Source organism: Rhizobium leguminosarum (assembly GCF_019798305.1).
GTDB classification, from domain to species: domain Bacteria; phylum Pseudomonadota; class Alphaproteobacteria; order Rhizobiales; family Rhizobiaceae; genus Rhizobium; species Rhizobium leguminosarum_U.
Map to the genome: position 1 here is coordinate 21,574 of NZ_JAAXDD010000015.1, position 26,634 is coordinate 48,207.

Annotated in this window: 35 protein-coding genes and 1 pseudogene; 19 read left to right on the forward strand and 17 right to left on the reverse strand. The window is 58.8% G+C overall.

Features of this window, described 5'->3' with window-relative positions; genetic code table 11:
* Nucleotides 1-79: 79 nt before the first annotated feature.
* Nucleotides 80-418 (reverse strand): hypothetical protein, encoded by a 339-nt coding sequence (locus tag HFO99_RS24730; RefSeq protein ID WP_222298997.1) that lies wholly within the window; start codon nt 416-418, stop codon nt 80-82.
* 520 nt (nt 419-938) lie between these two features.
* Between HFO99_RS24730 and HFO99_RS24735 the strand changes: the two genes are divergently transcribed.
* Together HFO99_RS24735 and HFO99_RS24740 are read left to right on the forward strand one after the other, a co-directional pair.
* A complete protein-coding gene (locus tag HFO99_RS24735; RefSeq protein ID WP_221940234.1) occupies nt 939-1,580 on the forward strand; it encodes a peroxiredoxin-like family protein in 642 nt (213 codons plus the stop codon).
* 306 nt (nt 1,581-1,886) lie between these two features.
* Nucleotides 1,887-2,300: a GFA family protein gene (locus HFO99_RS24740; RefSeq protein WP_222364179.1), complete on the forward strand. Its 414-nt coding sequence runs from the start codon at nt 1,887-1,889 to the stop codon at nt 2,298-2,300.
* Nucleotides 2,301-2,478: 178 nt separating this feature from the next.
* Here HFO99_RS24740 and HFO99_RS24745 read toward each other — a convergent pair whose 3' ends face one another.
* Together HFO99_RS24745 and HFO99_RS24750 are read right to left on the reverse strand one after the other, a co-directional pair.
* Nucleotides 2,479-2,859 (reverse strand): GNAT family N-acetyltransferase, encoded by a 381-nt coding sequence (locus tag HFO99_RS24745; RefSeq protein WP_245305781.1) that lies wholly within the window; start codon nt 2,857-2,859, stop codon nt 2,479-2,481.
* Nucleotides 2,860-2,989: 130 nt separating this feature from the next.
* Complete coding sequence (locus HFO99_RS24750) at nt 2,990-3,856, reverse strand: LysR family transcriptional regulator (protein ID WP_222364181.1); 867 nt, start codon at nt 3,854-3,856, stop codon at nt 2,990-2,992.
* A 69-nt stretch (nt 3,857-3,925) separates the two neighbouring features.
* Here HFO99_RS24750 and HFO99_RS24755 point away from each other — a divergent pair, with 69 nt between their 5' ends.
* A complete protein-coding gene (locus tag HFO99_RS24755; protein ID WP_222364182.1) occupies nt 3,926-4,900 on the forward strand; it encodes a quinone oxidoreductase family protein in 975 nt (324 codons plus the stop codon).
* A gap of 271 nt (nt 4,901-5,171) precedes the next feature.
* Nucleotides 5,172-6,125, forward strand: coding sequence for an NmrA/HSCARG family protein (locus HFO99_RS24760; protein ID WP_222364183.1), 954 nt, complete (start codon nt 5,172-5,174; stop codon nt 6,123-6,125).
* Nucleotides 6,126-6,183: 58 nt separating this feature from the next.
* Here the strand turns inward: HFO99_RS24760 and HFO99_RS24765 are convergent, their stop codons facing one another.
* Complete coding sequence (locus HFO99_RS24765; protein WP_222364184.1) at nt 6,184-7,104, reverse strand: LysR family transcriptional regulator; 921 nt, start codon at nt 7,102-7,104, stop codon at nt 6,184-6,186.
* Nucleotides 7,105-7,215: 111 nt separating this feature from the next.
* A complete protein-coding gene (locus tag HFO99_RS24770; RefSeq protein WP_222364186.1) occupies nt 7,216-8,253 on the reverse strand; it encodes a LacI family DNA-binding transcriptional regulator in 1,038 nt (345 codons plus the stop codon).
* 510 nt (nt 8,254-8,763) lie between these two features.
* On the opposite strand from HFO99_RS24770, the gene HFO99_RS24775 reads away from it, so the two are divergent.
* Nucleotides 8,764-10,305 (forward strand): DegQ family serine endoprotease, encoded by a 1,542-nt coding sequence (locus HFO99_RS24775; protein ID WP_222364472.1) that lies wholly within the window; start codon nt 8,764-8,766, stop codon nt 10,303-10,305.
* Between the two features lie 144 nt (nt 10,306-10,449).
* Here the strand turns inward: HFO99_RS24775 and HFO99_RS24780 are convergent, their stop codons facing one another.
* Both HFO99_RS24780 and HFO99_RS24785 read right to left on the reverse strand, forming a co-directional pair.
* Nucleotides 10,450-10,824 carry a hypothetical protein gene (locus tag HFO99_RS24780; protein WP_222364474.1) on the reverse strand — a complete coding sequence of 125 codons (375 nt, stop codon included), beginning with the start codon at nt 10,822-10,824 and terminating at the stop codon, nt 10,450-10,452.
* 72 nt (nt 10,825-10,896) lie between these two features.
* On the reverse strand, nt 10,897-11,301 hold the full coding sequence (locus HFO99_RS24785) for a hypothetical protein (protein WP_170258692.1): 405 nt from the start codon (nt 11,299-11,301) through the stop codon (nt 10,897-10,899).
* Between the two features lie 191 nt (nt 11,302-11,492).
* Here HFO99_RS24785 and HFO99_RS24790 point away from each other — a divergent pair, with 191 nt between their 5' ends.
* The 8 genes from HFO99_RS24790 (at nt 11,493) to HFO99_RS24825 (ending at nt 14,742) form a co-directional block, all read left to right on the forward strand.
* Complete coding sequence (locus HFO99_RS24790) at nt 11,493-11,792, forward strand: hypothetical protein (protein ID WP_168272371.1); 300 nt, start codon at nt 11,493-11,495, stop codon at nt 11,790-11,792.
* A gap of 140 nt (nt 11,793-11,932) precedes the next feature.
* A complete protein-coding gene (locus HFO99_RS24795) occupies nt 11,933-12,196 on the forward strand; it encodes a DUF1488 domain-containing protein (RefSeq protein ID WP_017963411.1) in 264 nt (87 codons plus the stop codon).
* Between the two features lie 77 nt (nt 12,197-12,273).
* Nucleotides 12,274-12,636 (forward strand): hypothetical protein, encoded by a 363-nt coding sequence (locus HFO99_RS24800; RefSeq protein WP_222364188.1) that lies wholly within the window; start codon nt 12,274-12,276, stop codon nt 12,634-12,636.
* 71 nt (nt 12,637-12,707) lie between these two features.
* Entirely contained in the window at nt 12,708-12,854 is a 147-nt protein-coding gene (locus tag HFO99_RS24805) for a hypothetical protein (RefSeq protein ID WP_168272369.1), read from the forward strand.
* Nucleotides 12,855-12,939: 85 nt separating this feature from the next.
* Nucleotides 12,940-13,383 (forward strand): pyridoxamine 5'-phosphate oxidase family protein, encoded by a 444-nt coding sequence (locus tag HFO99_RS24810; protein WP_222333081.1) that lies wholly within the window; start codon nt 12,940-12,942, stop codon nt 13,381-13,383.
* 207 nt (nt 13,384-13,590) lie between these two features.
* Nucleotides 13,591-13,827: a hypothetical protein gene (locus HFO99_RS24815; protein ID WP_162119610.1), complete on the forward strand. Its 237-nt coding sequence runs from the start codon at nt 13,591-13,593 to the stop codon at nt 13,825-13,827.
* Nucleotides 13,828-13,955: 128 nt separating this feature from the next.
* The gene (locus HFO99_RS24820; protein WP_017963406.1) at nt 13,956-14,138 is read left to right on the forward strand and encodes a hypothetical protein; all 183 of its coding nucleotides are present in this window, start codon (nt 13,956-13,958) and stop codon (nt 14,136-14,138) included.
* Between the two features lie 403 nt (nt 14,139-14,541).
* Nucleotides 14,542-14,742, forward strand: coding sequence for a hypothetical protein (locus tag HFO99_RS24825; RefSeq protein WP_164578204.1), 201 nt, complete (start codon nt 14,542-14,544; stop codon nt 14,740-14,742).
* Nucleotides 14,743-15,423: 681 nt separating this feature from the next.
* Here the strand turns inward: HFO99_RS24825 and HFO99_RS24830 are convergent.
* Nucleotides 15,424-15,609, reverse strand: a complete 186-nt coding sequence (locus HFO99_RS24830) for a hypothetical protein (protein ID WP_222298712.1) — start codon at nt 15,607-15,609, stop codon at nt 15,424-15,426.
* A gap of 669 nt (nt 15,610-16,278) precedes the next feature.
* Between HFO99_RS24830 and HFO99_RS24835 the strand changes: the two genes are divergently transcribed.
* Together HFO99_RS24835 and HFO99_RS24840 are read left to right on the forward strand one after the other, a co-directional pair.
* The gene (locus HFO99_RS24835; RefSeq protein ID WP_409994945.1) at nt 16,279-16,515 is read left to right on the forward strand and encodes a DUF6894 family protein; all 237 of its coding nucleotides are present in this window, start codon (nt 16,279-16,281) and stop codon (nt 16,513-16,515) included.
* 170 nt (nt 16,516-16,685) lie between these two features.
* Nucleotides 16,686-17,474: a Crp/Fnr family transcriptional regulator gene (locus tag HFO99_RS24840; protein WP_222253791.1), complete on the forward strand. Its 789-nt coding sequence runs from the start codon at nt 16,686-16,688 to the stop codon at nt 17,472-17,474.
* Nucleotides 17,475-17,546: 72 nt separating this feature from the next.
* Here the strand turns inward: HFO99_RS24840 and HFO99_RS24845 are convergent, their stop codons facing one another.
* The gene (locus tag HFO99_RS24845; protein ID WP_222253790.1) at nt 17,547-17,975 is read right to left on the reverse strand and encodes a DUF1515 domain-containing protein; all 429 of its coding nucleotides are present in this window, start codon (nt 17,973-17,975) and stop codon (nt 17,547-17,549) included.
* A gap of 128 nt (nt 17,976-18,103) precedes the next feature.
* On the opposite strand from HFO99_RS24845, the gene HFO99_RS33620 reads away from it, so the two are divergent.
* Nucleotides 18,104-18,229 (forward strand): hypothetical protein, encoded by a 126-nt coding sequence (locus tag HFO99_RS33620; RefSeq protein WP_257785316.1) that lies wholly within the window; start codon nt 18,104-18,106, stop codon nt 18,227-18,229.
* Nucleotides 18,230-18,309: 80 nt separating this feature from the next.
* Here HFO99_RS33620 and HFO99_RS24850 read toward each other — a convergent pair whose 3' ends face one another.
* Genes HFO99_RS24850 through HFO99_RS24870 form a run of 5 tightly spaced genes read right to left on the reverse strand, consistent with a single transcriptional unit; the run spans nt 18,310 to nt 21,213 of the window.
* Nucleotides 18,310-19,929 (reverse strand): hypothetical protein, encoded by a 1,620-nt coding sequence (locus tag HFO99_RS24850; protein WP_222364190.1) that lies wholly within the window; start codon nt 19,927-19,929, stop codon nt 18,310-18,312.
* Complete coding sequence (locus tag HFO99_RS24855; RefSeq protein ID WP_222364192.1) at nt 19,926-20,138, reverse strand: hypothetical protein; 213 nt, start codon at nt 20,136-20,138, stop codon at nt 19,926-19,928. Before HFO99_RS24855 ends, HFO99_RS24850 begins: the two co-directional genes overlap by 4 nt.
* Nucleotides 20,139-20,157: 19 nt before the next feature.
* Nucleotides 20,158-20,520, reverse strand: a complete 363-nt coding sequence (locus HFO99_RS24860) for a hypothetical protein (protein ID WP_222364194.1) — start codon at nt 20,518-20,520, stop codon at nt 20,158-20,160.
* Entirely contained in the window at nt 20,520-20,984 is a 465-nt protein-coding gene (locus HFO99_RS24865; protein WP_222364197.1) for a lysozyme, read from the reverse strand. The genes HFO99_RS24860 and HFO99_RS24865 overlap by 1 nt, the downstream gene beginning before the upstream one ends.
* Complete coding sequence (locus tag HFO99_RS24870; protein WP_222364199.1) at nt 20,959-21,213, reverse strand: hypothetical protein; 255 nt, start codon at nt 21,211-21,213, stop codon at nt 20,959-20,961. The genes HFO99_RS24865 and HFO99_RS24870 overlap by 26 nt, the downstream gene beginning before the upstream one ends.
* Nucleotides 21,214-21,390: 177 nt before the next feature.
* Here HFO99_RS24870 and HFO99_RS24875 point away from each other — a divergent pair, with 177 nt between their 5' ends.
* Both HFO99_RS24875 and HFO99_RS24880 read left to right on the forward strand, forming a co-directional pair.
* The gene (locus HFO99_RS24875) at nt 21,391-21,558 is read left to right on the forward strand and encodes a hypothetical protein (RefSeq protein ID WP_222364201.1); all 168 of its coding nucleotides are present in this window, start codon (nt 21,391-21,393) and stop codon (nt 21,556-21,558) included.
* Between the two features lie 101 nt (nt 21,559-21,659).
* Nucleotides 21,660-23,660: a hypothetical protein gene (locus tag HFO99_RS24880; RefSeq protein WP_222364202.1), complete on the forward strand. Its 2,001-nt coding sequence runs from the start codon at nt 21,660-21,662 to the stop codon at nt 23,658-23,660.
* 26 nt (nt 23,661-23,686) lie between these two features.
* On the opposite strand, the pseudogene HFO99_RS24885 reads toward HFO99_RS24880, so the two are convergent.
* From HFO99_RS24885 to HFO99_RS24895, 3 genes and pseudogenes are all read right to left on the reverse strand, one after another.
* Nucleotides 23,687-23,924 (reverse strand): annotated as a pseudogene (locus tag HFO99_RS24885) (IS481 family transposase); the annotation flags it as partial.
* 142 nt (nt 23,925-24,066) lie between these two features.
* Nucleotides 24,067-24,627 (reverse strand): acyltransferase, encoded by a 561-nt coding sequence (locus HFO99_RS24890; RefSeq protein ID WP_222364204.1) that lies wholly within the window; start codon nt 24,625-24,627, stop codon nt 24,067-24,069.
* 50 nt (nt 24,628-24,677) lie between these two features.
* Nucleotides 24,678-26,036 (reverse strand): hypothetical protein, encoded by a 1,359-nt coding sequence (locus HFO99_RS24895; RefSeq protein WP_222364205.1) that lies wholly within the window; start codon nt 26,034-26,036, stop codon nt 24,678-24,680.
* On the opposite strand from HFO99_RS24895, the gene HFO99_RS24900 reads away from it, so the two are divergent.
* The gene (locus tag HFO99_RS24900) at nt 26,036-26,446 is read left to right on the forward strand and encodes a hypothetical protein (protein ID WP_261323314.1); all 411 of its coding nucleotides are present in this window, start codon (nt 26,036-26,038) and stop codon (nt 26,444-26,446) included. The two genes, HFO99_RS24895 and HFO99_RS24900, sit on opposite strands and share 1 nt — an antisense overlap.
* Nucleotides 26,447-26,634: the final 188 nt, after the last annotated feature.

Genomic DNA, 26,634 nt, shown 5'->3' on the forward strand with positions numbered 1-26,634 from the left:
ATTGGCCCTTAGCGGACTTCCGCCGCCTCCAACAAGCAGGTGAGAGACGCGGAAGTGGGTGGGGTTCGCCAGACCGTCTTCAAGTCAGAAACGGCATGATGTCTACACCGTCACCAGGAAACACATTGAAGTGCGGATGGTCCTGGAATAGGCGAGCGGCGGCATCAGCGGTTTCCGCCTCCACGACCAGGTAGCCACAGAACTGGTTCTCAGCTTTTTGCACCCCGTCCTTCGTCACGCGTGTCGTTTTGCCCACCATGCCACCGCGATCAAGAATGCATGCAGCATTATGTTCCTCCCAGGCTGACCACTGGGGTATGCCGGCGGCATCGACGGCATCCTGCTCGGCTTTAGGCAAGCTTCGGAACGACGCGAGGGCTTCTGGTTTCATGGTGTAGACCGCAAGAAATCTGGGCACCGGCGTTACCTCCATCGGTTTCATCGTCATCAGCTAACATGCGGCGCGTGGCAAATCACTTCTTACAGTACAACTGGTGGTGCGGCGTAGGATGGCGACTGGCACGAATCCGCCGAAAACTGGACGTGCTGTGACAGCAGGGCGAGAAACTCAAAGCGACTGGCGAAACCGCCGCAGTGATCAACAGCAATGACTTTCCCTATCAATGTGATCGAGCCGCTCTGTGTGCCACTTCCGCTACGCGGCCCCACGCCGCTTGAACACAAAATTGGCAGGTCCCCCAGCTCATTTTTGAGTCGGCCTCTCCGGCCGCTAAAAAACAGAATCTGCAGAAACCGGACTTTTTCAATTCAATACTCGCTGTTTTCCGCTTGCCCGCGGGCCAATGTGGGGTCATTCTTAGATCGGATCCTGGCGGTGCGGTAAGACGAGAGGTCAGGCCTTGCAACACTCAATCTAGACCTCGAAGCATTTGACGTGGCGCCTTTTCTCGACTGATCCCCGAGCGAGGAGGTTGTCCATGTCCACGCTCTATGTCGACCATCCGCTACAACCGGGCGACCGGGTCCCGAACGTTGTGTTTGATGCGATCTCGCGCGAGGGGAAGATCGCACTTGATGATTTTCGTGGCCGAAGCCCATTGTTGATCGGTTTGTTTCGAGGCCTGCATTGTCCGTTCTGCCGGCGGCATGTCGCGGCCATGGCATATCTCAACCCGGTGCTGCGTGAGAAAGGCGTCCAATCCCTGGCGGTGGTAAACACCCCGGTCGAGCGCGCACGGCTCTATTTCCGTTACCATCCGATACCCGATCTTCTTGCTGCTTCCGACCCGGTACGGGCTTCGCACCAAGCCTTTGGCTTACGCGAGGTCGGGATCGACACGGCCATGGCGATACGGATCGATCTTCCGGGCGAGTTGCCCGAGCCTATGGGGGTGATGGCAATGGACGAATTTTTAAACAAGAAGGAAGGATATCAAATTACGGAAGCCGATCAGCAGATGATGACTGCCGACCACGGGCAGCTTGTCGGTCAGTTCCTAATCGACCGGGAGGGTATCGTACGCTGGAGCTTCACTGAAGTTCTGGAGGCTGGGCTCCAGACATTCCAGGCACCGAATTCCCAGGAATTGATGTCGGTTGCTTCCCAAGTCGTGCATTGACAACGAAAACTCGCTCGACGACCTAACGCCCGGGTGGTGCTCACGAGGGTATCCGATAAAGTCCTGAAAGGCGCCGCCGACGATGCGACGGGGCCGATGAGGGCTCCGCATCCGCTTCCGGCCCGTAGCGGTCAGATGGCTTTCTTCTAGACTTCAACATTTCCGCGATCTACATTTGAGCTTCTGTGAGGCTGAAATTATATCGGGTCTCAGCCCCTTCGCATCGCCCACCCTCACCATTTGCGGTTCGGGCCTGCGCTTTCCCCCATTCAACTTAATTTCAACGTGCAAGCGGGAGGAGTTTCCATGGCCAATGCCCAATGCGCCTGCGGCGCTCTGAGACTGATACTCAGCGAGCCGCCACAACTGACAGCTCTCTGCCACTGTTTGGCCTGCCAGCGCAGAACGGGTGCGCCGTTCAGCGCAAATGCTTTCTACTCGATTGCCTGTGTCGAAATATCTGGAACATCTACAGAATTCATTCGTACCGCCGAGAGCGGTCGCAAGGTTCGAATGCATTTTTGCCCAACATGCGGCTCGACCGTCTATTGGAAGGCCGATGCTGCGCCGTCCTGGATCGGGGTGGCGGTAGGCTCCCTTGCCGACCCGGCCTTCACGCCACCTGCCCTATCAGTCTTCGAACAATCGAAACATAATTGGGTGCAACTTGACGAAACGGTAGAACACTTTCAAAGCCTTCCAATCCGCCAATTGGAATGAATCGACTCGGGAAGGTCGGTGAGCGCGAACTTCGGCTTTCGGCATGAAGCGGACTTTGGATCATCGGCAGCGGAAGTTCTTTCACTGCCTGCTAGACAACCACTTCGCGCCGACCATTGATCGCTGACAACACCGCTGGCTTCGGACCGAACCGTCTCGGCAGATAGTCGCGCAAAACTCAGAGTGATCGTTCGAAAAGAAGCTCATTCTCCTTTTCGCCGACATGTTCCCAACCAGCCGCTCGATAAAATCTCTCGGCTCGGGTGTTTGGATCGGTGGTGAGCCAAGCGCGTTCGATGCCCGCAGATTTGAGGCAGGCGCAGGCTTCGGCCAGCAGAATCGAGCCAATTCCTTTTCTTTCGAATCCGGGAGCGACAAAGAGCGCCCAAATGTTTCCGTTGCGTGGGTCAGCCGCAGAAAAGCCGACCAAATCGCCGTTCTCTTCCCAAACAGCCACACCCGGATTTCTCACATACCACTCATAATCATGATCTGTGACCATTGAGGGGTTAGCCAATACGTTTTCGACGACGGAAGAACGGACAACTTTGAGCGCCATGAGGTCACTCGCGACCGCTTTTCGGAGCATGCAACGATCTCTCGATAGCTTTGTGAAGGCTTGCAGAATGCCTCTTTATGGCGACCTGTTCAATGACTGCTTCCAGCCCACTGCGGCCGGCAACTGAGCACTACTTCCCCAAAGCGTTTTTCAGCGAATCGACGACGACGCGGACGGAGGGGACGTCTTTGATATCCGAATGCACAACCAGCCAGACCTCTCTTGTCAACGCCTGTTCGGTCTCGATGCGCTGGAGACCGCTGGACTCCGGGGCGGCGAAATCGGGGAGCATGACGACGCCGGCGCCAAGGCTTGCGGTTGCGGCCTGGAATTCCAGAACGGACGACCTCACGGCGATCGGCCGGCCGGCGGCCAGTTGGATCAGCCGCAGCTGTTGCGGCGAGGCGTTCATGGTTTCGTCGTAACCGATGAAGGTCCAGTCCGACGGTGGAACCGTTTCGAGATAGGTCTTTGATGCGTAGAGATGGAAGCTTGTCTCGCCGAGCTTGACGATGGCGTAATCGCCGTCCTCGGGACGCGACATTCGCACGGCAATATCCGCCTCTCGTCTGTTGAGGGAGGCGAGGCGCTTTTCTCCGACAAGCGTGATCTCAACACCGGGATGGTCTCGCCTGAGGGCCGCGATCGGCTTTGCCAGGAGCACGCTTGAGAGCGCGGGAGGCGCGCTGATCCTCACATGGCCGCGCAATTCCGTGGCGCTGCTGCGACCAAGCTGCTCGATTGCCGCGGTCTGCGCCGCGACAAGAGCAGCGTGCCTGGCAACCTGCTCTCCGTCCGAGGTCAATATGATGCGCCTTCCGCGGCGGTCCACGAGCTTGCGTCCCAGACTGGCTTCAAGCGACGAAATGCGCCGGCTGATCGTCGCGTGTTCGACGCCGAGTTGCTTTGCGGCACCAAGCAAGGTTCCGGACTGCGCGAGCGCCAGGAAATGCCGAAGGTCGTCCCAGTCGATCTTTGTGAATTCTCTCCCAATCATTGTGAATCAATAGGGAATTTTCACACATTAAGCCATCGGATAATTTGTGCCCATGAAGGAGCACTGGAGATGACCGACCAAATCATATGGCTGAACGCCCCCGGTGACGTCACCCAGTTCCATGTCGAGGAGCATCACCATTCTGAACCTCCCGGCGATGGCGAGTTAAAAATCCGTCATCAGGCAATCGGAACCAACTTTCTCGACGTCTATCACCGCAAGGGCATCTACCCCATGCCTTCTTACCCCTCGGTGATCGGCGCCGAGGCGGCGGGTATCGTCGAAGACGTCGGCCCTGGCGTCTCCATGTTCCAAATGGGTGACCGCGTTGCTTATGCCGGGCCTCCGGTTGGCGCCTATCGCTCCACGAGGAACATTGCCGCCGAAAGGGCGATCAAGCTTCCGGATGCCGTTTCAGCGAAAACGGCAGCGAGTTCGCTCCTCAAAGGCATGACCGCCTACATGCTGTTGAAGAAGACCTATGATGTGCGCGCAGGAACCCAGGTTCTGGTCCATGCGGCCGCGGGCGGTCTGGGGAGCATCCTCGTTCGTTGGGCCAGATCGCTCGATGCCACGGTGATCGGGACGGTCGGCTCCTCCGAAAAGGCTGCCCTCGCCGCATCTTACGGAGCCGATCACCTCATTGTTGGACGAGACGCCGATATCGTCGCGGACGTGAAGCGGCTGACGAACGGGCTTGGTGCCGACGTCGCCTATGACGGGATCGGCGGCGACACGCTTCTCAAGAGCATACGCTCCGTCCGCCCATTCGGCATGGCTGTCACCATCGGTCAGGCCGCCGGTGCTATTCCACCAGTGCCCGTCGAGGAACTTCGCCCGGGCAAGGCGCTCTGCCATCCGAGCATCATGGCCTGGTGCGCTGACGTCGGACAGTATCGCGAGGCTGCTCTGGCTGCCGTCGGCGCGATGGAAACAGGGATCGTCTCGCAGATCGGTGCCGAATATCGTTTGGCCGATGTTGCGAAGGCGCACGAAGAGATGGAATCCGGACGCTCGGCGGGCAGTATCCTGCTGATCCCTTGATCGGTCAGAGAAAGAGCGCCGGCAGAAGTCCATGGGCCGCTTTAGGCGCTTCCGATCCAGAGGCGAACCGATTTGTATCGGCGCCTGGCCGGCAGCCATCTATCCATAAAATGGCATTATGTTATGCATTTCAGATTTCTACAGCAATAGAACCTGTTGCGATAAGGTGCCCGCCATTGAGGTGGGCTCTCGGCACAGGTCGACCGCTCTCCCGCAAAATGACGCCCGGCACCGCAGTCGGCGTCAATGACAGGGAAAGGTTCAAAACTCTATGTCTGCACATGAAAAACCACTGATCGCGATTGTCGGTGCAACGAGCAAACAGGGGCGCAGCGTCGCCGCGGCACTCCTTGAGAGCCAGCGTTTCCGGGTGCGTGCTTTCACCCGAAAGAAGGATTCGCCTGAAGCGTTACGTCTGGAGGAATGCGGTGCTGAAATCCTAGCCGTCCCTCTCGAACTTGGCCGTCAAAGGGACCTCGTTGCCGCCTTCAAAGGCGCGGATGGCGCATTTCTGATGACACCGCCGATCGCCCCGCCGGAGACGATCGAGGCTCCTCTCGGCAGGCAACTGGCGGATGCCGCCGTTGAGGCCGGCGTCGGGCATATTGTTTTCAGCACGCTTGAGAATGTCGACAAGATCACCAGTGGCACGAAATATGCACCGCATTTTACCGACAAGGCGCGCGTTGCAGACTATATTCGCGGCCTGCCGATCTCTCATTACTTCGTCATGCCGGCATTCTTCTACACGAATCTGCTCGAATATTATGTGCCGCGCATGGAGGGCGATACGCTGCTCCTGCCGGTCTATCTTCCTGAAGATTTCCGAGCGCCTTTTGTCGATCCGCTGACGGCGACCGGGCCGGTCGTGCTTGAAATTTTCGCAAACCCCGAGCGTTACAACGGCAAAACGCTGCCGATCGTAGGCGACATCATTTCTCCGCGCGAGATGGTCGAAACCTTTCAGCGCGTGACCGGGCTCAAGGCCGCGTATCGAAACGCTTTCACCCGGGATGGCCTGCTGCACTATTTTCCAGAGTTTGGCGCCAACGAACTTCTCGTTCGAGAGATTCTGGGGATGGTCGAATATGCTGTCGACTATGGCTATTTCGGCAAGGAGCACGATCTTGAATGGAGCCGTCGCCTGAACCCCGACACGCTCAACTGGGAGCAGTTTCTAAGGAAGACGGGGTGGCGTGGCGATAAGCGGTCCTTCGGACTTTGAAGCATGTTGCGTAAATATGGCAGCGATTTGCGATAACGACATGCTCATAAACAAAGACTTACGACGGCCGGATTCCCGGTAATCTGGAAATCTCGGCGACGAGAAAGTCGACCAGAAGCCGAACGCGAGCAATGGCTGCACGCTCCGGAACGATCAGCAAGCTCACCGGAACCGGTAAAGGACGATAGTCGCCAAGCACGACCTCGAGCTCGCCGTCATCCAGAAGATCGTGGACCAACCAGAGGTGTGCGGGACCAATGCCGCGTCCGGCGGCAAGGGCTTCGCGCGCCGCAAGCCCGTGATCGACGCGCAACTTGCCGCTGACAGGGATCATCAGGCTTGTGCCATCAGGAGAGGAAAGAACGAGCTGATCGCTGCCGGCCACATTGGACATCACCACGGTTTCGTAGCGTGACAGATCGGCTGGGCGTTCGGGCCGTCCATGGACGGACAAATAGGTCGGAGCGCCCACCAGCAGCCGATGGCTTTCTCCGAGCGCATGAAGTTTCATCGCGCTGTCGGCGAGAGGCCCGAGACGGAGTGCGACGTCGACGCCTTCGCGAACCAGGTCGATACGCTCGTCCGTCAGGTTGAGGTCGACCCGGATGTCCGGATGCTTGTCCTGGAAATCAAAGATCAGGCGCGTGATGTGCATCACGCCGAGCGCTGCCGTACAGGAAAGCCGAACAGCGCCCGCGGGGGCCTGACGGGCATCTCTTGCTTCTTCAGCAGCCTGTTCGACCAGGCGTAATATCTGCAGGCAATTGGTATAATAGCGGCTGCCTTCATCCGTAAGGGTGACGCGGCGCGTGGTGCGGCTGAGAAGCGGTACGCCGACAGCCTGCTCCAGTTCATTGAGGTGCCGCGTCACGGTGGATTGACCGATACCCAGCTCTCTTGCGACCATCGACAAGTTGCCGCGTTCGGCGACGCGGACAAAGGTGCGCATTCTGTCGAGAGACAGTCCCGTATTATCCATTTTTCAGCACAGTGATCATCATTCCCTCGATATAGGGAATGATCTGGGCTGTGCCTAGCTCGAGCATATGCCGACAGTTCAGTGGCATTTCATTCGGCAGATCGTCTCGGATTATCGCGTCGAGCCGCGTGGGATGATCGAGAAGCCGCAATCGACCTTGTCTTCGCCGGGCGGTTCGTCGCGGACGGCGCGCAGCAGCATGTCGGCGACGCGGTAGCCGATTTCGTAGCGTGGAATCTGCACGGTCGTCAGCGTCGGCTGGGTGAAGGCTGAAAATTCCAGATCGTTGAAGCCGCAGATGCCGACATCCTCCGGCACGCGGATGCCGCGCGCGGTGCATTCGATGAGGACGCCGAGCGCCAGATCATCGCTTTGGGCAAAGACGGCATCGATATCGGGCACGCGCTGCAACAGACGGGCAAACAATTCCCTGCCAAGGCCGGTGCTGCTTCCCTCATTTCCGCCAACGGCAAGATCGGGATCGAAACGGCCGGCTTCCCGCATCGCGGCCTGATAGCCTTCCTTTCGGCGGCGCGAGCGAATATCCGTGCCGCGGCCGATGAAGCCGATCCGCTCATAGCCCCTCGACAGCAGGAAGCGGGTGGGTTCGGCACCTGCCTCATGATGATCAAGGCCGACGACCAGCCTTGCCGGCTCCTGGCTGAGATCGGTGATATGGGCGATCGGACAGGTGGCATTCTCGATCAGCGGCAGGAGATCACCATAGGATTCGGCGCCGGCGATGATGACGCCGGCCGGCTTCTGCGTCAGGAAGGACCTGAGCTCGCCGGCCTCGCCGTCGGCGTGGTGGAGCGTACTGGAATATTGCACGCGGAATTCGGTGGCGCGCAGGCAATCCTCGATGCCGATCATCAAGCCGGCAAAGCCATGCTGGTGCAAAGCGGGCGTGATGACACCGATGATGCCGTTATGACGGCCGGCCAGAGCCCGGGCGGCAAGATTGGGGATGTATCCCATCTCGTCTACCGTGCGCAGGATGGTCTGGCGCAGATCCTCAGAGACGATTTCAGGATTGCGAAGCGCGCGCGAAATCGTGATCGGGCTGACCCCCACCTTCTTCGCCACATCGCTCAACTTCACATGCGCGCCGCGCCTGGCTTTCCGCCCCCGCTCCACTGCTGCCCTCATCCCCCCTTTATATGTCCCGCGAGACTCGCCTGCCCTCGAATCGCGGCCTTTACTTTTTGAAGAAGAAATAATTTAGAGTCTACTAACATTTTATATTCGCAACAGAATCCGGAATACAATTCCAGAAAGAGCAGCAGGATCGTCTGACGGCAAATTACGAGCGCATGCGGCGATCGGATCACCGCCTCCGTGACTAAGTCTATTTTATTGTCGAATAAAAACATCGCGGGAGGACGAGAAGCCAGGCAAAGCCGGCCGGAATATCCGAGGGCGTGGCAGCCGGCCCGAAAGCATCGGGGCGAAGATTAAATTCCAGTCATATCTTACAAATCGGCAATATAAACATGATCAAACTTTAATTTGTAAATCGGATTGGTGGGATCATATGAATCCCGAGCGCCAATTCTTCTCTCACCCGGTCGCCGCCCCTCGACGACTGCGCGTTTCCAGGAGGAATTGGGCGCCAAACGCCATCCGACGCCAGGTCCCAGGACATGGAACCACGACGCCATCCAAAGCCAACGCTCTCGCCAGGGACCACCGTCCAAGGGATCAACACTCCGCAACCATCGCACTGCCGCCCTTGTCGGGGCCGCCATCATCGCCGGCGCAGCCTGCCTGCCCTTCGCCATCAGCGCCTCCAATGCCGTTGCCGCGCCTTCCGACGCCGGCGGCGTTCTTGCCCCCAGCGGCTCCTTCGCCTCCATCGTCGATGCCGACAAACCTGCCGTCGTCACCGTCACCACGACTGTCAAGACAACCGATGTCAGCGCTGGAGAGCAGGAGTCGCCGATGGACGAGCAGTTCCGCCAGTTCTTCGAGGACCAGGGCATCCCGCTGCCGCGCCAGGCGCCGAAAAACCGGCCGTCGCAGCAGGCAATGGCGCTCGGCTCCGGCTTCATCATCAGCCCCGACGGGGTGATCGTCACCAACAACCATGTCATCGACAATGCCGTCGACATCAAGGTGACGCTGGATGACGGCACCGAACTGCCGGCCAAGCTGATCGGCACCGACCCGAAATCCGATGTCGCCGTGCTGAAGATAGAGGCGGGCAAGCCGCTGCAAACCATTGGCTGGGGCGATTCCGACAGGCTGAAGCTCGGTGACCAGATCCTGGCGATCGGCAACCCCTTCGGCATCGGCACCACAGTAACGGCCGGCATCGTCTCGGCGCGCGGCCGCGACCTGCACAGCGGGCCCTATGACGATTTCATCCAGATCGACGCGCCGATCAACCACGGCAATTCCGGCGGCCCGCTGGTCGACCGCAGCGGCAATGTCGTCGGCATCAACACCGCCATCTATTCGCCGAACGGCGGCAGCGTCGGCGTCGGTTTCGCCATTCCCTCCGATGAGGCGAAGGCAGTCGTCGCCAAGCTGCAGAAGGACGGCTCGATCGATCACGGCTATCTCGGCGTGCAGATCCAGCCGGTCACCAGGGATGTCGCCGATGCCGTCGGCCTCGACAAGACCGGCGGCGCGCTGGTCGCCGCCGTCACCGACGATACGCCGGCGGCCAATGCCGGCCTGAAGCCCGGCGATATCGTCACCTCAGTCGGCGGCGAGAGCGTCAAGACGCCGAAAGACCTGTCGCGCCTGGTGGCCGACCTTTCGCCGGGTGCTAAGGAAGCTCTCAGCGTCTGGCGCGACGGCAAGAGTATCGATCTCAACGTCACCGTCGGCACCAATCAGGACGGCCAGAAACAGGCCGCGGCCGAAAGTCCCGCCAGCAAAGGCGAGAGCAGCGGCCAGCCGAGCCTTGGCATCGGCCTTGCCGACCTGACACCCGACGTGCGCCAGCAGCTCAACCTGCCGCGCTCGATCAGTGGCGCGGTGGTCGCCAAGGTCGCCCCGGACAAGTCGGCGGCTGCCGCCGGCATTCAGTCCGGCGATGTCATCGTCGCGGTGAATGACAGACCGGTCCATAACGCCCGTGACGTCAAGACCGCGATTGCCGACGCCGGCAAGGCCGGCCGCAAGTCGGTGCTGCTGCTCGTCGAACGCGACGGCAACAAGACCTTCGTCGCCGTGCCGTTTGGGGCAGCGTGACGGTCGCCCGAGCTTTTGCCGCATACAGGAAAAGCCTGCCTGAGGCGGGCTTTTCGACGGACCGGTGCGGAAAGACCTTGGAGCCAAGCACCGCTCAGTCGGCGAAGAAATCTTTAGGACGCCACCCGCTCTTCTATTTGCTGCTCAGGGAGATTTCAGCTTCGTGCTCTTTGCGCGCATGCGGAATCTGCCGCTTTGGCGGTTTGCTTCCTGCTGTTTTGCCGCATCGGATTGGCTGCGTTGCGCGGCCTCCAATTGCTGCCGCGTCGGAAGATCATGGTCGTAGCTGGAAGCGCTGAATGCGGTCGCGTTATCGAACGCACCTTTGTGTGGACGCGCCAGACCATAGGCTTGCCTGTCGGCGCTATCGATCCCCTCCTCCGCCGACGATGACCGCGCTTGACGCGCCTGCGCTATGAGATCGTCTGCAGTCGGGCTTAAGGTTGCGATTTTCCGCAGGAAGGCGATGATTTTGCTTTTCCTGGCCCTGTCCTTTTGATCGGCGGGAATCCCAGACATGTCTTCTTCCTTGTCCGTCATGTCATCGCGACGATCGATCGAGGGGTATCGGCGACATCGCGGCAGGCCCGTTCACGGGATCTCGGACATTCGTTCAGGCAGTCTGGTTTTGGGAAAACGATAGCCTGACGACCGCAGCGATGCGTCCGCACGCCCGGACGCCGTATACCGCGCGATCCGATAGGCTTTCACCGGGGCGCCGCCGTCATCCTGCCATCGGGCAAAGGAGGCGTCTTCCATTGCCTGCGGAAGCGGGCCCGAACTCAACTGTGTCGCGAGATACATTTTCAGCGACGACCTCAACGCGGCCTCATCGACGATGCCCATCTGGAAACAATCGATGAGGAAACTTGTGGCGGTGATCTCACCCTCATCGGCCGCGTGGGTTTCGCCGCCGCGAAAGCCGGCCTTTCGCAGGATACGATCGAGCATCCTCAAATTGTCGACACCGAAAAACTGATCTGATGTGGAAGACATGGCGTCCTCCTTCGTTGGGGCTAGGGTTGACTGGCGTCAGGGTTTACTGCCGCGCCCCAAGCAGCGGTGCCCGTATCGTGCCCGCCGATGAATCAGCTTGCGCTCATTACCACCTCACCGCAACCTCATTCGGCGGCAGCCATTGATAATGCCGTGGCGGAACCCATTTTAGTGACAGGAGGATTCGCATCATGCAGTTCAACGATGAAGCGACCCTCACGAAGCCGTCGGCACTGCCGATGGAAAGGCGTGCACTGGTCGATCACCTGAGGGAGGCGATCGCGCGCTTGACGCACGGGCTGGCAGCCGCCGGATTGGTGGAATTCGTGCCGCCACTGCTGGAGATCAACAAAGTCCTCCGCGATATGACGGACGAAATTTCCCGTGCGGATTCGCTCTATTCCGATGAGGTTATCACGGGTACGATGCGCTTGATCAAGACATCGGAAGCTTTGCTTGAAAACCGGGTGATCGTGCAGACGATCCATTAAGATCTGCCGACGCTCGGACATGCAGGCAGGCTGATGGCCAACCATCTGGCATCAAGCTGCTCGCTCCCTCGTGCATCCATCATCATCACCGGTGCCCGAGTTCCGCAGGTCGGCCGCGCCCACTTCCAAGGATAACCGCAATGACACTTATTTTCCCCAACAGAAGCCGCAGCTTCGACGAAGCGCGAAAAGGTGTCCGCTTCACCGGCTATGACGGCATGTTCGAAGTCAGGTTTCTGGTCGAAGAAGCAGCCCTCGGCAGCGCGATCACCCACAATTCTTCCGAGGCCGCATACCTCAATGCCTTTGATGCCGCGCGTTCTTCCATTCAGGAAGCCGCATCGCGGGCCTATCAGCATAGGCGCGGAAACAACTTCACGCTCACGGCCGCAGATTTTCGTTGACCGCTGGCAGGCGTGCGGTCGGCGAACTGAAGCGGCGATCATCCTGCTACTGCCGGATGAGACAGGGGGAGAAAAGAATGGTTTCGACACGATACCGCCCGAAAGACTTGAAGCTGGCACGTCGCCATATCGTGAAGGCGGCGCATCGCGTTGCCGATCAGGAAATGCTGATCAGGAAACTATTGCGCAAAGGCAGACCCTCCGGATCGGCCTATGCGCTGCTCAGCAGGCTCTACGACGATCAACGGCGGAAGCTCGATCGGCTGAAACTGATCGAAGCAATGGTTGAGGTAGAAGCGCAATTCTGTATGGAAGTGCCCAGCAATCCTGGCACCTGCGCGCCGCCCCTTGCGATCGTGCACAGCAGCGGGATCTCACTGTCGGACCGGCAATCCGCCACGCCTTGCAGCGCAGATGTTTGGCGCCCATATCTGGTGTAGTGGCAGTTTGTGAACGGGTGCTGCTTCCCGGGGTAATCAGAGTTACCCGGCCCCAACCAAAGGAGGGCATGATGTCTTCCACGGTAAACATCCATTCGTGGAAACGCGTGGCTCAGCATATCGGCAGGTTCCGGTATATCGACTTTCTGGTGAAATCGACACCGGCAATCTGTCTTGCCTTTATCGTCTATATCATTCTCAACGATGTCTTCTGGTAAGCGCTGGAAGACTGTTGCGGCGAGCCAAGACGCTCTGCTGCCGATCGAGCCAAGGGCTGAAACGCTGACGGAATTGGATAATGCGATGCAACTGCGAGAAATGGGTGAACAAGACTGCCTCGCCTTTCTGGCAGGCCACACCCGTGGCCACCTGGCATGTCTCGGCGAAAAATATCCCTATATCGTTCCCATTCAGTATGCCTATGAAAAAGACCGGCTTTTCATGTTTTCCATGCCGGGCCTGAAGGTTGATCTATTGCGGGCCCATTCACCCGCCTGTGTTCAGGTTGAAGAATTCGGCGAAAACCGAACGTGGAAGAGCGTGCTTGTTCAAGGCACCTATGATGAGCTGCCCGATACGCCGGCCCGGCATGACGAACGCCTCCACGCCTGGTCTCTGCTGCAAAAGCAACCGTTTTGGTGGGAACCCGGATCGCTTGCTCTAAACTCGGAAAACGAAGACAACCCTGCTCCCTCCATATTCTTCGGCATTTCGATTGACGTGGTATCGGGACGGCAAGTGGTTTAAGGTGGCGTCTTCAGACCTGCCGCGCCTCCACCATCGATTCACGGCGCGGCTTTGCTGCACGATATATGGAACTCCAGACAGACACGGCTAAGCGCTGTCCGATACCAGCCTTCCCATAGGGGCGCGGATTGCTTGATGCATCTTACCAACGCGGCTTGCTGAACCAGCATCGCGTTCAATGCCACACGACCACCCACAGGGAAAACGATGACAGACACACCCGAGAATGAAGCCCTTTTCAACATCACCGGACACTATGTGCAGGAATTGAAGGCCGTTCTTCAAAGCGAGAGCATTGTCGAAGGCTCCGACTACGAAAACAGCGCCTTCGACGAAAAACGACGCAACGAAGGACTTCACCTGCTGCGCTTCCACAAGACCGGGATCGCAGCGCAGGCGACGCAGATCTGGGAAAAACACAAGACGGCCCGGGCGCATCGATAAAACGGCACGAAGCCGGTTCTTCGACCGATGCCGGTTTGAGAGTGCCGGTTCTCCGATCCTCGTTGCGGAGAGAATAGGCGCCGAGATGACCTGATGTCCGGCGCCACATTGCCTTGAAAGGAAAAATCATGACCAATGACACAACGAAAAAGGCCCAGCCGGCCAAAGCGGCCGCGACTGACGGGCCCTACGACGTCATCTACTTCGCGAAGAAACACCGCATTTCCAACGAGGATGCCAAGGGCATCATCGAAAAGCACGGCGCCAATCGCAAAGAGGCTGACAAGGCCGGCCGGCGCATCAGCGTCTGAAGCCGCGCAGGCGTGAATGCATGCCGTCGTCCCAAAACCACTGCACAGTTTTGAGCGACATGCATGACAGCGCCGCGCGTCTTTTCAGACGCGCGGCGCTGTAACACTTTGGATCGACGCATCGTGCTTCCGAAGATCGATTCCGATTTTCGGGCCGATGCGTTAGCCGCGGCTGGCCCGCATCTGCTTTCGATGCCACGATGCAACATAAGCGGACGAATTAACCCTACTGGCTTACCTTAATATCAGCATGCGCTTGAATACATCGGGGCCTATGCCATCGTAGCTTCAGGAAAACACTTCTGGTTCCTGAAGCAGCTCGCCGGAACCGTTGCCTGCCTTTCCGTGGAAAGGCCGGCTTCCATGCATAGGGGCCGAGCTCAATCAAAATGGAGGGTATGTCATGAACAATGTCTTGGAATTTCGTGCAAAATGCCCGCATGTCGAAACTCTGTCCGACTGTCGGGAAGCGCTTGAGCCGGCCGTCATGAAAATCGTCAGCGACGCCATCGGCAAGGGATATACGGCGGCTGAAGCCGCCATGGTGGTTGCCGATATCGCCGACGATTACATCCTCATGCTGTCGCGGCGCCCACGGCATTGACACGCTTTCGTGGCCCGCACCTGTGCCTTCGTGGGCCAGCGCAGGTGCTGAGGTCGACGCGGATCGGGGCCTCTTCGAAGGCGGGAACTTCTAACGCCGAGGTGACGAACGACCGCTGGCGACAGCCGGGAGCAAAGCGCCTACCATCGTGCTTGCATCAGTGGATCGCGCAGCAACTGCAGGGGTAGCAGTGGTACAGGAGACGAGACCTGCCGCGCGATCCGCCGCCAAAACCCCTGACCTTGTCCGAAGTTCCCCCGGAAAAATGCGACGCCACGACCCCGCAAAGTTCGCCGAGGGATCATCAACAACCTGCCCGGGCACGTTGCGACCGTCACACTGATAAGCTCCCGCCGAGCGAAAACCGACAGGCCCATCGCACCGCCAACGAAAACCCCGCCGGAGCGGGGCTTTCAGCGAATCCAGATGGAGCAAGCCGAGCAGTTCGGTCCAGGTCCCAAACAAAATCGATTGTTGAAAATCCGGGCAAGACAAGCTCTTTCACCCGCCTTCGCGGCACTTTCCGTTTCGCTCAATCTTTGAATCATTGCCGTAATGCGGCGTGAAGCACTCATCTGCGCCGCCTTTCGCGACCCCCTCACGTAGGAGAGCGGTTCAGCTTTCGTGGACTGAACCGCTCTCACCTTCTGTTCGATGGCTTCCTGGAGAACGTCTTCTGGACTAACGCCACTTGGGTTGGGGCGGCGGAGCATTGGCGTGGATTTCATGGAGCGGCGCGCGGGGGCCGAGAAGCTTCTTCAGCTTCTTCTCCTCCGCCGGGCCGATCCCGAACTTGCGGCAATGTTCGGCAACATCGTGCTCTCGCGGGCCGGGAATGCGAACTTGGCGATTGTTCATGGTCTTCATGTCTGTTTCCTCCTTAAGAGGAAAACCTGCACGCCGCCATTTTGTTCGTTAGCATATGCTAAAATTTGATCTTTACAGAGGGTGGCAAGAATTTCGTGTAGCCAGGTTTCGTTTGCTCCGTCTCTTGAAAGCTCGCGGGCTTCGCCGCGTTCTGGAAAATTTCAGAGATTTGTATCGGCAGCTGGAACTTTTCCGCCGCCGCCGAGTTACGCGCGAGGATGATGGGAATGCACGCCCCAATCCGCCTTTCCATCCTTGCCCCGCTCACGCGGGGCTTTTTTTGCGCCGGCGCGACGCCAGGCGACAATTAGCTGACGTCGGTGCGTCGGAGACCGGCAGCCTGCAAATCGTTGAGGCTATCCCTCGTGCATTTGCCGGCGGCAGCAGAACGATTGCTGCGATGAATGGAAAAATGCGGTCGGCCGGGAACAATAGCCTTGCGCCGGCGTAAGGGCGCCGGGTCGTGCGGAGGCAGGTTTAACGACCATGCACTTCGATTTCTCCGTGCGGCCCACCAACTCCCAAGAAAACCAAACTCGCCCCGCTTTGGTGGGGCGTTTTTTGTAACAACGCTCTGTGCCCTGCGGTGGAACTCGTCTGAAGATCGGGAGGAACAATTTGTCGCGCGCGGAGTTAGGCGGGCCATCTCAATTGATGGAGGAACACAAATTGCCAAGATATTTTTTCCACGTCCGCAGGAATGATGTCTTCGAGGAAGATTCGGAAGGCATTGACCTCGCTTCACCTGAACTTGCTTGCGAGGAAGCAACCCTTTCCGCCCGCGAGATCGTTGCAGAGAGGATCCGTACCGGCAATCCGGCAGACGGAGGCGCGTTCGAGATCATGACTGAGGACGGCTCGCTGGTCGCGACAGTCCCCTTCCGATCCGCTATCCGCCTGGACTAAATCACCTAAACGCGCGGCAGCGGGCAACGCGCTGCAGGAGATTGGCTCGTGTCGCGCTGCGGCTCTCCAGGACATCGTCGGTCATTGCAATTGTCAAAACCGCACAGAACGTGAAATCCCTGAACCAAGGGATTAACCTCGCGTTTGTCATTCAGCAGGCGGTTGGAGTCATGACAATGATGATGCAGAGCGGAGTGAAGAACAGGCTGTTGCGCTCTTTTCCGAGGGATGCCTTCGAGCTTCTCGCGCCGCTTCTCGAGCCCATCGATCTTCCCGTCAACCGTTCGCTCGTGCGGCCGCGCCAGCCGATCGAGCATGTCTGTTTTCTTGAAAGCGGCCTCGCCTCGATGGTTGCGGAAAGCGCCGACGGCAAAAGCGTTGAAATTCGCCACATCGGTCGCGAGGGCATCGCCGGCTACCCGGTCGTCCTCGGCGTCGAGCGAACGCCGAACAAGACCTTCATGCAGGTGCCGGGCCACGGACTTCAGGTGGCAACGGAGGATTTTCTTCCGATCCTTGACCATCCCGAGGCGCGGCAGCTGCTGCTGCGCTATGTGCATACCTGCGAACTGCAGCTTGCCCACAGCGCGCTGGCAGCGGCAAAATTCAACATGCATCAGCGGCTGGCCCGCTGGCTGCTCATGTGCCACGACCGCATCGACGGCAATGATCTGCCGCTGACGCACGAATTCCTGGCGCTGATGCTCGGCGTCAGGCGGGCGAGCGTCACCGATGAGCTGCACATTCTTGAAGGCATGCACGCCATCAGATCGACACGCGGCAACGTCCGCATCACGGACCGCAGCAAGCTGATCGAGATCGCAGGCGGCTGCTACGGCGTGCCGGAGCAGGAATACGAGCGGCTGATCGAGATCCCGGGGCCGCAAAATGGTTCATTCCCTCGAGCGAAATATGAAGGGGCGGACAGCATCGGGATCGCATCCAGCAACATGCCCTGATCAGGTTTCGGCTGGCGGTAGGGCGGCCACTGGCGTTGCGCCAGGCCGTTCACCGCGATGAAATGGCGAAGTTCAATTGATCTTCAACCAATGCCTGAGTGCTGCCACCGCGCCGTCGCTGGCATAGGCAATGATGCCGCCGATCGTCAGCCCCGCAAAGGCGATCAGCCCCGATATCCCGTACCCGATCGTCTTCATCCGTTTCCACTCGTCAAGCGCCGGCGCGACTGCCTCCTGGTTCTTCTCGACGGTCTCCTTGAGGGTTTTGATTTCCTCACGGATCTGCGCGTCCGCACCGCCGCTGATCGCCATCCTGGTGTCGAGGTGGGCGATCTGCCTGGCCTGCTCGTCGAGCCGCTTGTGGAGCACGGCGCGGCTGTCGTGGGCACTCACCTTTTCGTCGCTCACCTCCTTGCGCAGAAGCGCGACGTTGTCCTCGATGCCGGTCAGCCTTCCCTCGACGCGCCCGAGAGCGCGGAGAATATCGTCATTGGATGTCATCTATCTCCCCTCTGGGGATGGAACGTTTTCAACCGGAGAATGTTGAATCCTAGAATTTTGCGTAGAAGTTTACATGCCGCAAGACAGCGTCGATCGGTATGGCGCGAGGCAAGGCCATGAGAATGTTATTGATGATCATCATCGGGGTTATGGTCGCGTCGATCCTGAGCATTCCGGTGATCAAGCCGTTCATTCAAGGCAGCGGCAAGAGCGAGACACCGCCGCCGGTCATCCAGCAGCCGGAGCCGAAGTGACGAAGGCTCCGCTCGCCGGCTCTGCCTCAAGCGTGCCGCTATCCTTCAGATTGCATCCTCGTCTTTTTTGCGCGACACGCTTAGGGGTAAAATTTCAGCTTTTCCGACTGGGGAATGCGGCTCACGGTCCGCAGGACCCCGTGGAGCACGGGGTGGACATAGGAGCTGGTGTCGAGGTTCATGCCGTGGGCCAAGAGGGTCGCATTGTCCTGGACGTTGGTGGCGAAGATTTCGGAGACCTTGTAGTCCGCCGTTCCATCGCCATTGTCCGCTCTCCCGATCAGCGTGCGCGAGGTCCACAGGCCGGGCTGGTATTCGAAGATGATGCGGGATCCCAGAGGCACCGCAGCGGGCAGCGTCATGGTGTCCCATGTGGTGACGCCATCCTGGTTGCCGGGGTGCCCGACGACGTTGCCCAGAGGAAACAGCTCGGCCGCCGGACCCTTGGTCGGGTCGGCGTCCGACATGAAGGCCGGCACCATGTCGATGACCCCGGCGTAACGCGCGCTGGCCTTGATGCTGTTGTTGACGGTGGCAAGGGTGCCGGTCACAGGGTTCCACAGGGTCGCGACCGCGAAGCCTGCCACGGTGCGGCCTGCATCGGTGGAGGCGAAGGTTGGCATGAGGGTGATGCCGACCACGTGGGTGCCTGCCCCATAGCGGGTCTTCACGCGGTCCACGAGGCCGAACTTGGCGTTGGACCAGGTGCTTGCCGTCGCGTTGTTATCGTTGCGGCCCGACTGGTCGAGCACGAAGGTCCAGATCGGCTTGCCGCCGTTATAGGTGGTGGCGATGGCATCGATCATATTCCAGCGGAGGGTGGCCGAGGTGGCCAGCTCCTGGACCGATTTCGAGCCGGGGACGCCCATGACGAGCGGGATGCAGCTTCCCCAGACGGGATCTCTCTGGTCGAGCCAGCGCCGCCAGATACCCATGTTGCGGCGCGCATCGGCCGAAGCGGCAAGCTCCTGCCGCTCCACCAGGGAATCGGCCAGAACCAGGGGAACCGGCCTGCCGTCCCACCCCTTGGCCAGCACCATGGCGGGGCCATAGGCGAGCGGCTGGGAGTTCGAGACGTTGCCGGCCGTGTTGTAGAAGGCATCGGGGTCACGGTCCGGGGTGCTTGCCGCGTTGGCCGCCGCAAGCGCCTGGACGGAGGCGAGATCGGTTGCCGCCCAATATTTCTCCCCGCGGTGGCGCTGGCAGCGATAGCCGCCGATATAGCTATTGCCCACCGAGCCATGCCAGACAGTTCGGATCCCGAAGATGGACCAGGCCGGCAGAGGCGCGGAAAGCGTGACCTGGCCGTAGACAATGCCCGTCGCTGCCGTGACGGTCGCGGCTGCAAGCCCACCGAAAAGCACCGGATATTCCGTGCCATCGGGATGGATGAAGAATACCTCGTCGATCTCGATATTCGCATTCGGGTTCACCGTCTCCTGAGGCGCGGTGCCACCCTCGGTCAGTCCAAAGCCGGTAAAGGGGATGAGGAAATCATTGGTCGGGTAGTCGGGCGAACCGAAGAACAGCTTCGAACATTGATAGTTCAGGCCGGCCGCGTAAGTCTGCGTGAAACCCGCCGGCCAGCGGGTGCCGGTGGCGGCCGGCATATAGCGGCTGGCATCCGGCACCCATGGCGGGGGTATCGCAGGGGCCCCGCCCATCGGCTTCGTCAGGGCAAGCGAGATGGCATTCATCATCGGCGTGTTCCGTATCTGCTGGTGAGGTCGTCGTAGAATTGAGTGGTGCGCCCCTGGCGGGCATTGGCGCGGTCGAGCGCCTGGCGCTCGCGGGCGAGGATCGCGATGGCAGGCTCGCCCTCGACGACAGGCGCATGCGATTCTCGCCGGCGCAGATCATCGGGTAATGGCGGCAGGACGATGCCGGCCGCCGCCTGCCCCTTCGTCATCGCCGCCTTGTTCAGGCGCTCAGTGGCGGAGCAGCCACTGACGATCAGCAGCAGTGACAGCGCAAGCGCGGTTCTTTTCCGAAAGCTGAAGCTCATAGGATTGGATCTCGGTTTCGAGTGTGTCTCTGGCCGCCTGCTCGGCGGCTTCTGCGGCCGCAAGGCGCTTGCGGTGCTCTTCGCCGGCCTTAGCCGCCGCATTGCGCTGGCGCTCCATCTCGGCCGCCTGGGCCTCGGCTGCGCTCTTTTCGGCAACAAGGACATAGCCGGCGCGCGCCTGCCTTGCCGCCGAGGGATAGCCGATCGAGACGGCGTAGAGGTGATAGAGCATCAGGCCGGCGGCGATGCCGGCGCCCATCTTGAGCGTGTCGAGGATAGAGAACATCAGATGCCCTCGAGGCAGAACTGGCGCTCTTTCTGCCGGCGCCGCGTCAGGCCCGGAAAGACGATGCCGGCGGCGCGGTTCCACTTCAAAAGCGACTCGCAGCCCTCGGCCGCCCTGCCCTCATTGATGAGCTTGATGGCGCTCGAACCGCAGGCCGCCTTGACCCCGATATTATAGGCAAAGGAGGTCAGCGCCACGAACCGGGCATCCGGCAGGGGCACGCGCACGCAGCTTTCGATGCCCCCCGAGTAGGTCCTGAGCTCCAGCGCCAGGAGCGCCTTGCACTGCTCCACCGTCTTGCGGTCCCCCGGCTTCACACCATTGGTGCTGCCATAGCAGATCGTCCAGGGCTGCCCTCCGGTCGCGGGATCGGGATAGGCATTCTGACGCAGCCCCTCAAAACTTCCGACGAGCGCCACGGCCATGGCCGCGGCGGCACTACCCTTCTGCAGGCGGTTTGCCATTCAAGTCTCCTGAGATTTTCTGCTGGACGAAGATGCGGGCGATGATCGCCGCAACGGCCAAGAGGCCTGTGATCGCCGACATGGCGAGCTGGATGTAGATGTTGCGCGACACCCAGGTGGCGGCGACGAAGGTGTAGATCGGCTCAACGATGATGAAGAGCAGCGCCAGCGCCATCAACCGCACCGACCAGGCACGCTTCAGCACCTCGCGCCAGTTATGGACGAGCATGGGGTGGGCTCCGGATTCCGAATGTTGGCGAGGCACCCGGCCCCTGCGTGGAGACGGAGTGAGAGTTGACGTTCAATAATACGTGGTGGTCTTCCGTCGAGCGGAAAAGGACGGGTGTGTAGTCCCTGAGTGTGATGGTGCATCATTGATCCTGGGTCGTCAGGAAGAGGACGCACTATGGGAAATGTTCTTCACGGCAGCGCCCGCACGACGCCGCTCTTCGAGCCATCCTTACTGGCAATTGACAAAGAGGAAAATTTTTCATTTATGCCGGGCGGTGCCCGCGGCGGCAGGGAGAACGATCACTATCCGGTCTTGACGATCGGAATTGAGACCGCGCCGTGACGGGTCGTTGCTGTTTGAGTTTTTCATTTCCGATCTGATGGTTCGCGAGCTTACATCGATGCCGCCCATGAGCGGGAACGCACTAGGGGGAACATCCGGTCATGACTGTGCTCGCCGCCTGGCTTGTCATTGCAGCGATTTTACTATTCGGTCTGACCCTTCATCGTGCGCTTGTGCTTCGGTTGAACCGCGGCGTTGATCCTTATTTTCGTGACGGAACGGATCTGCTTCTTAGCGGCGTCTTGCCGGGACTTGCGCTCGTCGGCGGTTTGGCAACTGCTCTTGGGGCGTTTCATTTGTTGCGCGCGGAAGTCGTGCTGCCCCTTGCTGCCATGTTGATGATCTGGCGCCGGGATGATGTGCTGGCGATTCTTGGCGATTTGCGCAATTTGTCCGCGGTGGGCGTGCGGGCGACTGCCAAGGGCAATCCATTCCCGCTTTTAGCCTCAGCTGCATTTATTGCTTTGATTGGGGTAATGTCGGTTACAGCGTCTTTCCCGGCAGGAACAGCTGACGTTTGGGCTTTTCAGATCCCACTCGCCCAAAGCATCGTTTCCCATGGCGGATTCGTCTCGCCGCAGATGAACAGCAATTTTTACGGAAACATACCGCTTTTCTTCAATGTACTTTTTGCTTGTTCATTATTGTTCGTCGACCACTGGGTCGCTGCAGGTCTGATGAATGTGGCGATCTTCCTCGGATTCCTGCTGTTACTCACAAGTTGTGCCTACCGCTGGCGGGCCGCTGGATTATTGCTGGTTTTCTTCCTGATCGCGTTCCAGGGCTTTTTTACACCAGGCGCCGCAGTTCCTCTAACAGACCTTCCCAGATCCTGTTTTTCGGTTGCCGCCGTCCTTTATCTTTGGCGCTACCTTGAGACCCGCAGGCCATCAGAGATCGTCTCTTGTGCTTTGCTCTTGGGTGGGGCAGTCGGTGGCAAATATACCGAGCTACAGATGGTTGGATTGATCGGCTTGGCACTCATGCCTTCGTTCTTTCGCGGCAAACTGCCACTTTCGCTTTTTTTGACCTGCCTGACCGCGTTTTTATCCCTTGCTGGCTACTGGTACGTCAAAAATCTTATTGTGCTGGGGAACCCGATCTATCCTTTCTTCTTTGGGCATCCCGGCCTTTCAGACGAATGGATGGCGGCTTATCGCGTTGAACTCGGCCGTGCAATGGATCCGGCAAGCCGGGTTTTCGTCACCGATCTGACGACCCCCCAAGGCTGGCACGATTTCTTCTTCATCCTGTATTATTGGTTTCTGGATCAACGCCAATATGCGATCGTCGCTCTCGTCCTTATCGTCGGTGCGTTGCTTGTGTCATTTAGAAGGATTTTCCTGCTCGTCGCGATGACTGCTGCGATGTTCATCATCTGGTACGCCGTCATGTTCAACCACATACGATGGGCAACGCCAGCTTACCTACTGTATTTCTCCACTGCGTATATCGGCGCGAGCTTGATTGCCGAGAAAATTGTAACGAGCAGTGCTGCCCAGTCGGGTGGAATTTTATTCGAAATGTCGGCACGTCTGCGGGAAGGACAGAGGGCCGTAAACGGCCATTTGTTTGCGTTTGCGGTGGTGCTCGTTACTCTCTATGTGTTCTGTCTTCCTGCCGTCAAATTCATGTCTCGCCCCCAGCCCAAACGCCAACCCTATTCCTGGATGGAGCAGGGAGTGATGGATGTGCTTATTGGCCGGCAAAAACTCGATGATTTTCTGGGAGCCCAGCGTGAAGGTTACATCATCTATCGCTATGTCGCGGCAAATGATTTGAGGATCGTATTTCAACCATTCGATACGGGTAGTACTTTATTTGCGGCCGCCTATACGGGAGGCAGAGATAAGGGATGGTTGCTGCCGCCTTATACCTTTCCTGAATCCGAAAACGATGTGGACGCCTTCATCAAGCGCAATCACATCCGGTACTTTATCCGGGTGACAGAGAAACAGCAGTTGGTGGCCGAGCGCATAGGCGCCGCCAAGTTTGCGTTGGCGGAAAAAACCATATCGCGAATGTTGCCGGAATCGACTTTGCTGCTGAAAGACGGATTTGGGTGGGAACTGTACCGATTCAACGGTTTTCCTCCACAATGAAATCGGACGCGTCTTCCGCAATTTGTTTAGGTGTTTGGTCCCGGAATTGAGCTGGTCCGGATTGATTTTGAAGATTGAGGGGTCTTTTGTCCAGGCATCGCAGATTGCCTGGTAGGGCGTTCGCCATCGCAATTCCTTGAGGTGCTTGGCGCAGCTATAGGCTGTGACGAAGGTAAGGACATGGGCTTTCAGGCTTTCGAGATCGTCGTAGTGGTAGATCTTGACGGTGGCATCCTTGATTGTTCGGTTCATGCGCTCGGCTTTCGCGACTTCTAACTTCATTGCCTCCTTTGGTGATTTCGTCGGAGGTTATGTGACCTGTGCTTTTCGCGATGATCTCGCAGCCGCGTTCTGGCTGTGTCAGACCATGGAATGTCAGCGCGATCGGACGAGCCGTGTCTGACGGCTATTCACGATATTTGACAACCTTTGCCGGCGAACCGACCGCGATTGCATATTCCGGGATGTCGCTTATCACAACGGCGTTCGCTCCAATCACGGCGCCATTGCCGATTTTGACGTTCATCAGGATCTTCGCTCCGGCGCCTATCCAGACATCGTTACCGATCTCAACTGTACCGATCTCAGCCTTCTGAAGCCTAATCGGCACATCGCGCCTCATGCCGTGGCCGTGATCGATGATCTGTACATCAGAGCCGATCAGGACATCATTTCCGATCGATATCCGGTTCTTCGCCGTGATGATGTTGCGCCGGCCGATGACGGTGTTGTTGCCGATGAAGACTTTGGGCTCTGGCATTGTAAGTTGAAAGAACGACTGATCTTGGATGGTGACGTTATCGCCGACCTCAAGGACGGCATGACCGACCAGGCGAAACTCAGCGCTTCGCTTCACCACGAGATTTTCGCCGGCGACGGTGAAGTAGCGGAAACGTTTATAAGCAGTGACGAGCCGCTGGATTACGCCGCCTCGATTGCGATATGATGCCTTGTCGACCTGTGCCATTTCTGCTCCTGGCGTGATGCCAGCATGTCAAACACAGGAGTGGAGCTTATTCAAGAGCTCCTTCCGCAAGGGAAATGGAAGCCATCGTTCCAGATCCAGATGCTGCCGGTAGAGCCGCCCAATACCATGCGAATTTGCCGACTTGTATTTGTCCATATCTCTTGCGATCCCAATGCAAAACTGCTCGCTACCTGGATAGAGCCGACGTTGGCGCCATCATTGTTGGCGCCCGCAACAAGCGCACCTTGCGCAGGGTCGGATAGCAGAGCTGCGTTAGTCGTTACCGACGATGTGATCTCGAAACGCAACTTTGCCTTAACCTTCACCCCATTCGGCAATGTCAGCGCCAGGAGTGTCGAAGTCGTAGAGATAGCGGCACTGACAGCGTCTTTGACCGGCGTCACGAAGGTATATTCGTCACGCGGATACAGCACAAACGGCCGAATGTTCGAGCTTCCATCGGTCAGCACGACGCCGATGCATTTCACGATGGTATAGCCGGTGAGCAGGTTCGTGGTGATGCCGCCGATTGTTGCCGATGTCGAGAGAACAACGTCGAAAGACAGGTCTGCGTCCTTGCGGAGGGCATAGGCAAAGTATGTCGCATTTGCTGCCACCGCGCCGGCGTCGAGGCCGCCGGCGCCCGTTCCAGCCGCAAATGTTCCCGTCACCCGCTTCGTCAACGAGGTTGCGTTGGAGACGAAACTCGATCCCGTCCTGGCAGATCCTGCAGCAAAATCAACATGGCTGTTCGGGCTGCCGGCGTTATTGGAAAGGATGAGCCCGACGACGAAATCGCCGACAGCCGAACTGTCAGCTTTGTTCTGGATCCTGGCGAAGAGCTTGTTGGTGAAGAAGACGGCGCCGGAACAGATGATTTCGACGCTGTAGCCGTCCTTGAGGACGAGCGTGGCCGCGCCATCGATCGTCTCTGAGCCATTCGGATCAATCGTCACATCGCCGCCATCGGCAATGACGGCATAGTGCCAGTTTGCACCGAGCGTTGCGGCTGCGGTCAGGGTGAGCGTGGCTGCCGCGGTGAAGCGATGGATAGCGTTATCGTCCGACGCAAGCGCTGTGTAATCACCCGATTTGGCCGCGTAGACCGAAGCCTTGTCGAAGGCGACGTCGACGCCGTTCTGGGTGAACCCCAGCAACCCGCCACCCTTGAGATAGAGACCGGTTTGCGGGTTCGAAGCGAAGCCGAGGCCCGGCGCGGACACCGTTCCGCCTGCGGCCTTCAACGGCGCGACCATCGGCGCCGAGCCGTCGCGCGGCAGCGAGTTGGTGATTTCGTTGCCGAGGTCGGTGGTCAGTGCGTTCCACGGCACGGGGTCGATGACTTGGCCGACCGAGGGTGTCGTTCCGGCGGGCTTGGAATAGACGCCGGTTGAGGGGTTTCTGGGCATTGACCTTCTCCAAAAGAAAAAGGCCGCGCGAATTGCGAGGCCTCGAATCGTATAGTATCGGTTGCGGCATGGAGAGTGATCACGAGCCGAACCAACCGTCACACAGAGCGATCAAGATCGTCGCGATGCTCATCGCGGTCGTCACGCTTGCCTCATGGTCCCCGCTCAGGACGGGCCCCGCCAGCTGGGTGGTCGATCAGTTTCCGATCGAGTTGACCATGTTTCTCGCCGGCGCTTTGACGGCAGGGCCGGCCTGTTTTTTTATATGGAAGCAGGTGCGGGTTAATTGCGAGGGACTTTATTTCAACGGCACCACCTGCCTGCCCGGCGCCACCCTCGGCCTGATGATCACGCTGGCAACATTGCTGCTGGTCGCTATCCGGATCCAGATCGTCCTTGATAACCACTGACATCATGTACCCCTCAGGCCCGCAAGCTTCCAGGAAGGATTTTTAATGAGGAAATTCATATCCATGACACTGGGGGCGATGATGGCCATTGGCGGAGCATCAGCGGCCGCTTACATGTTCCTGTACGCCGGCCAACCCGTCAAATTGATCATCTGGGCCATACCGATAAGCGTGATGGCACTAGGGGT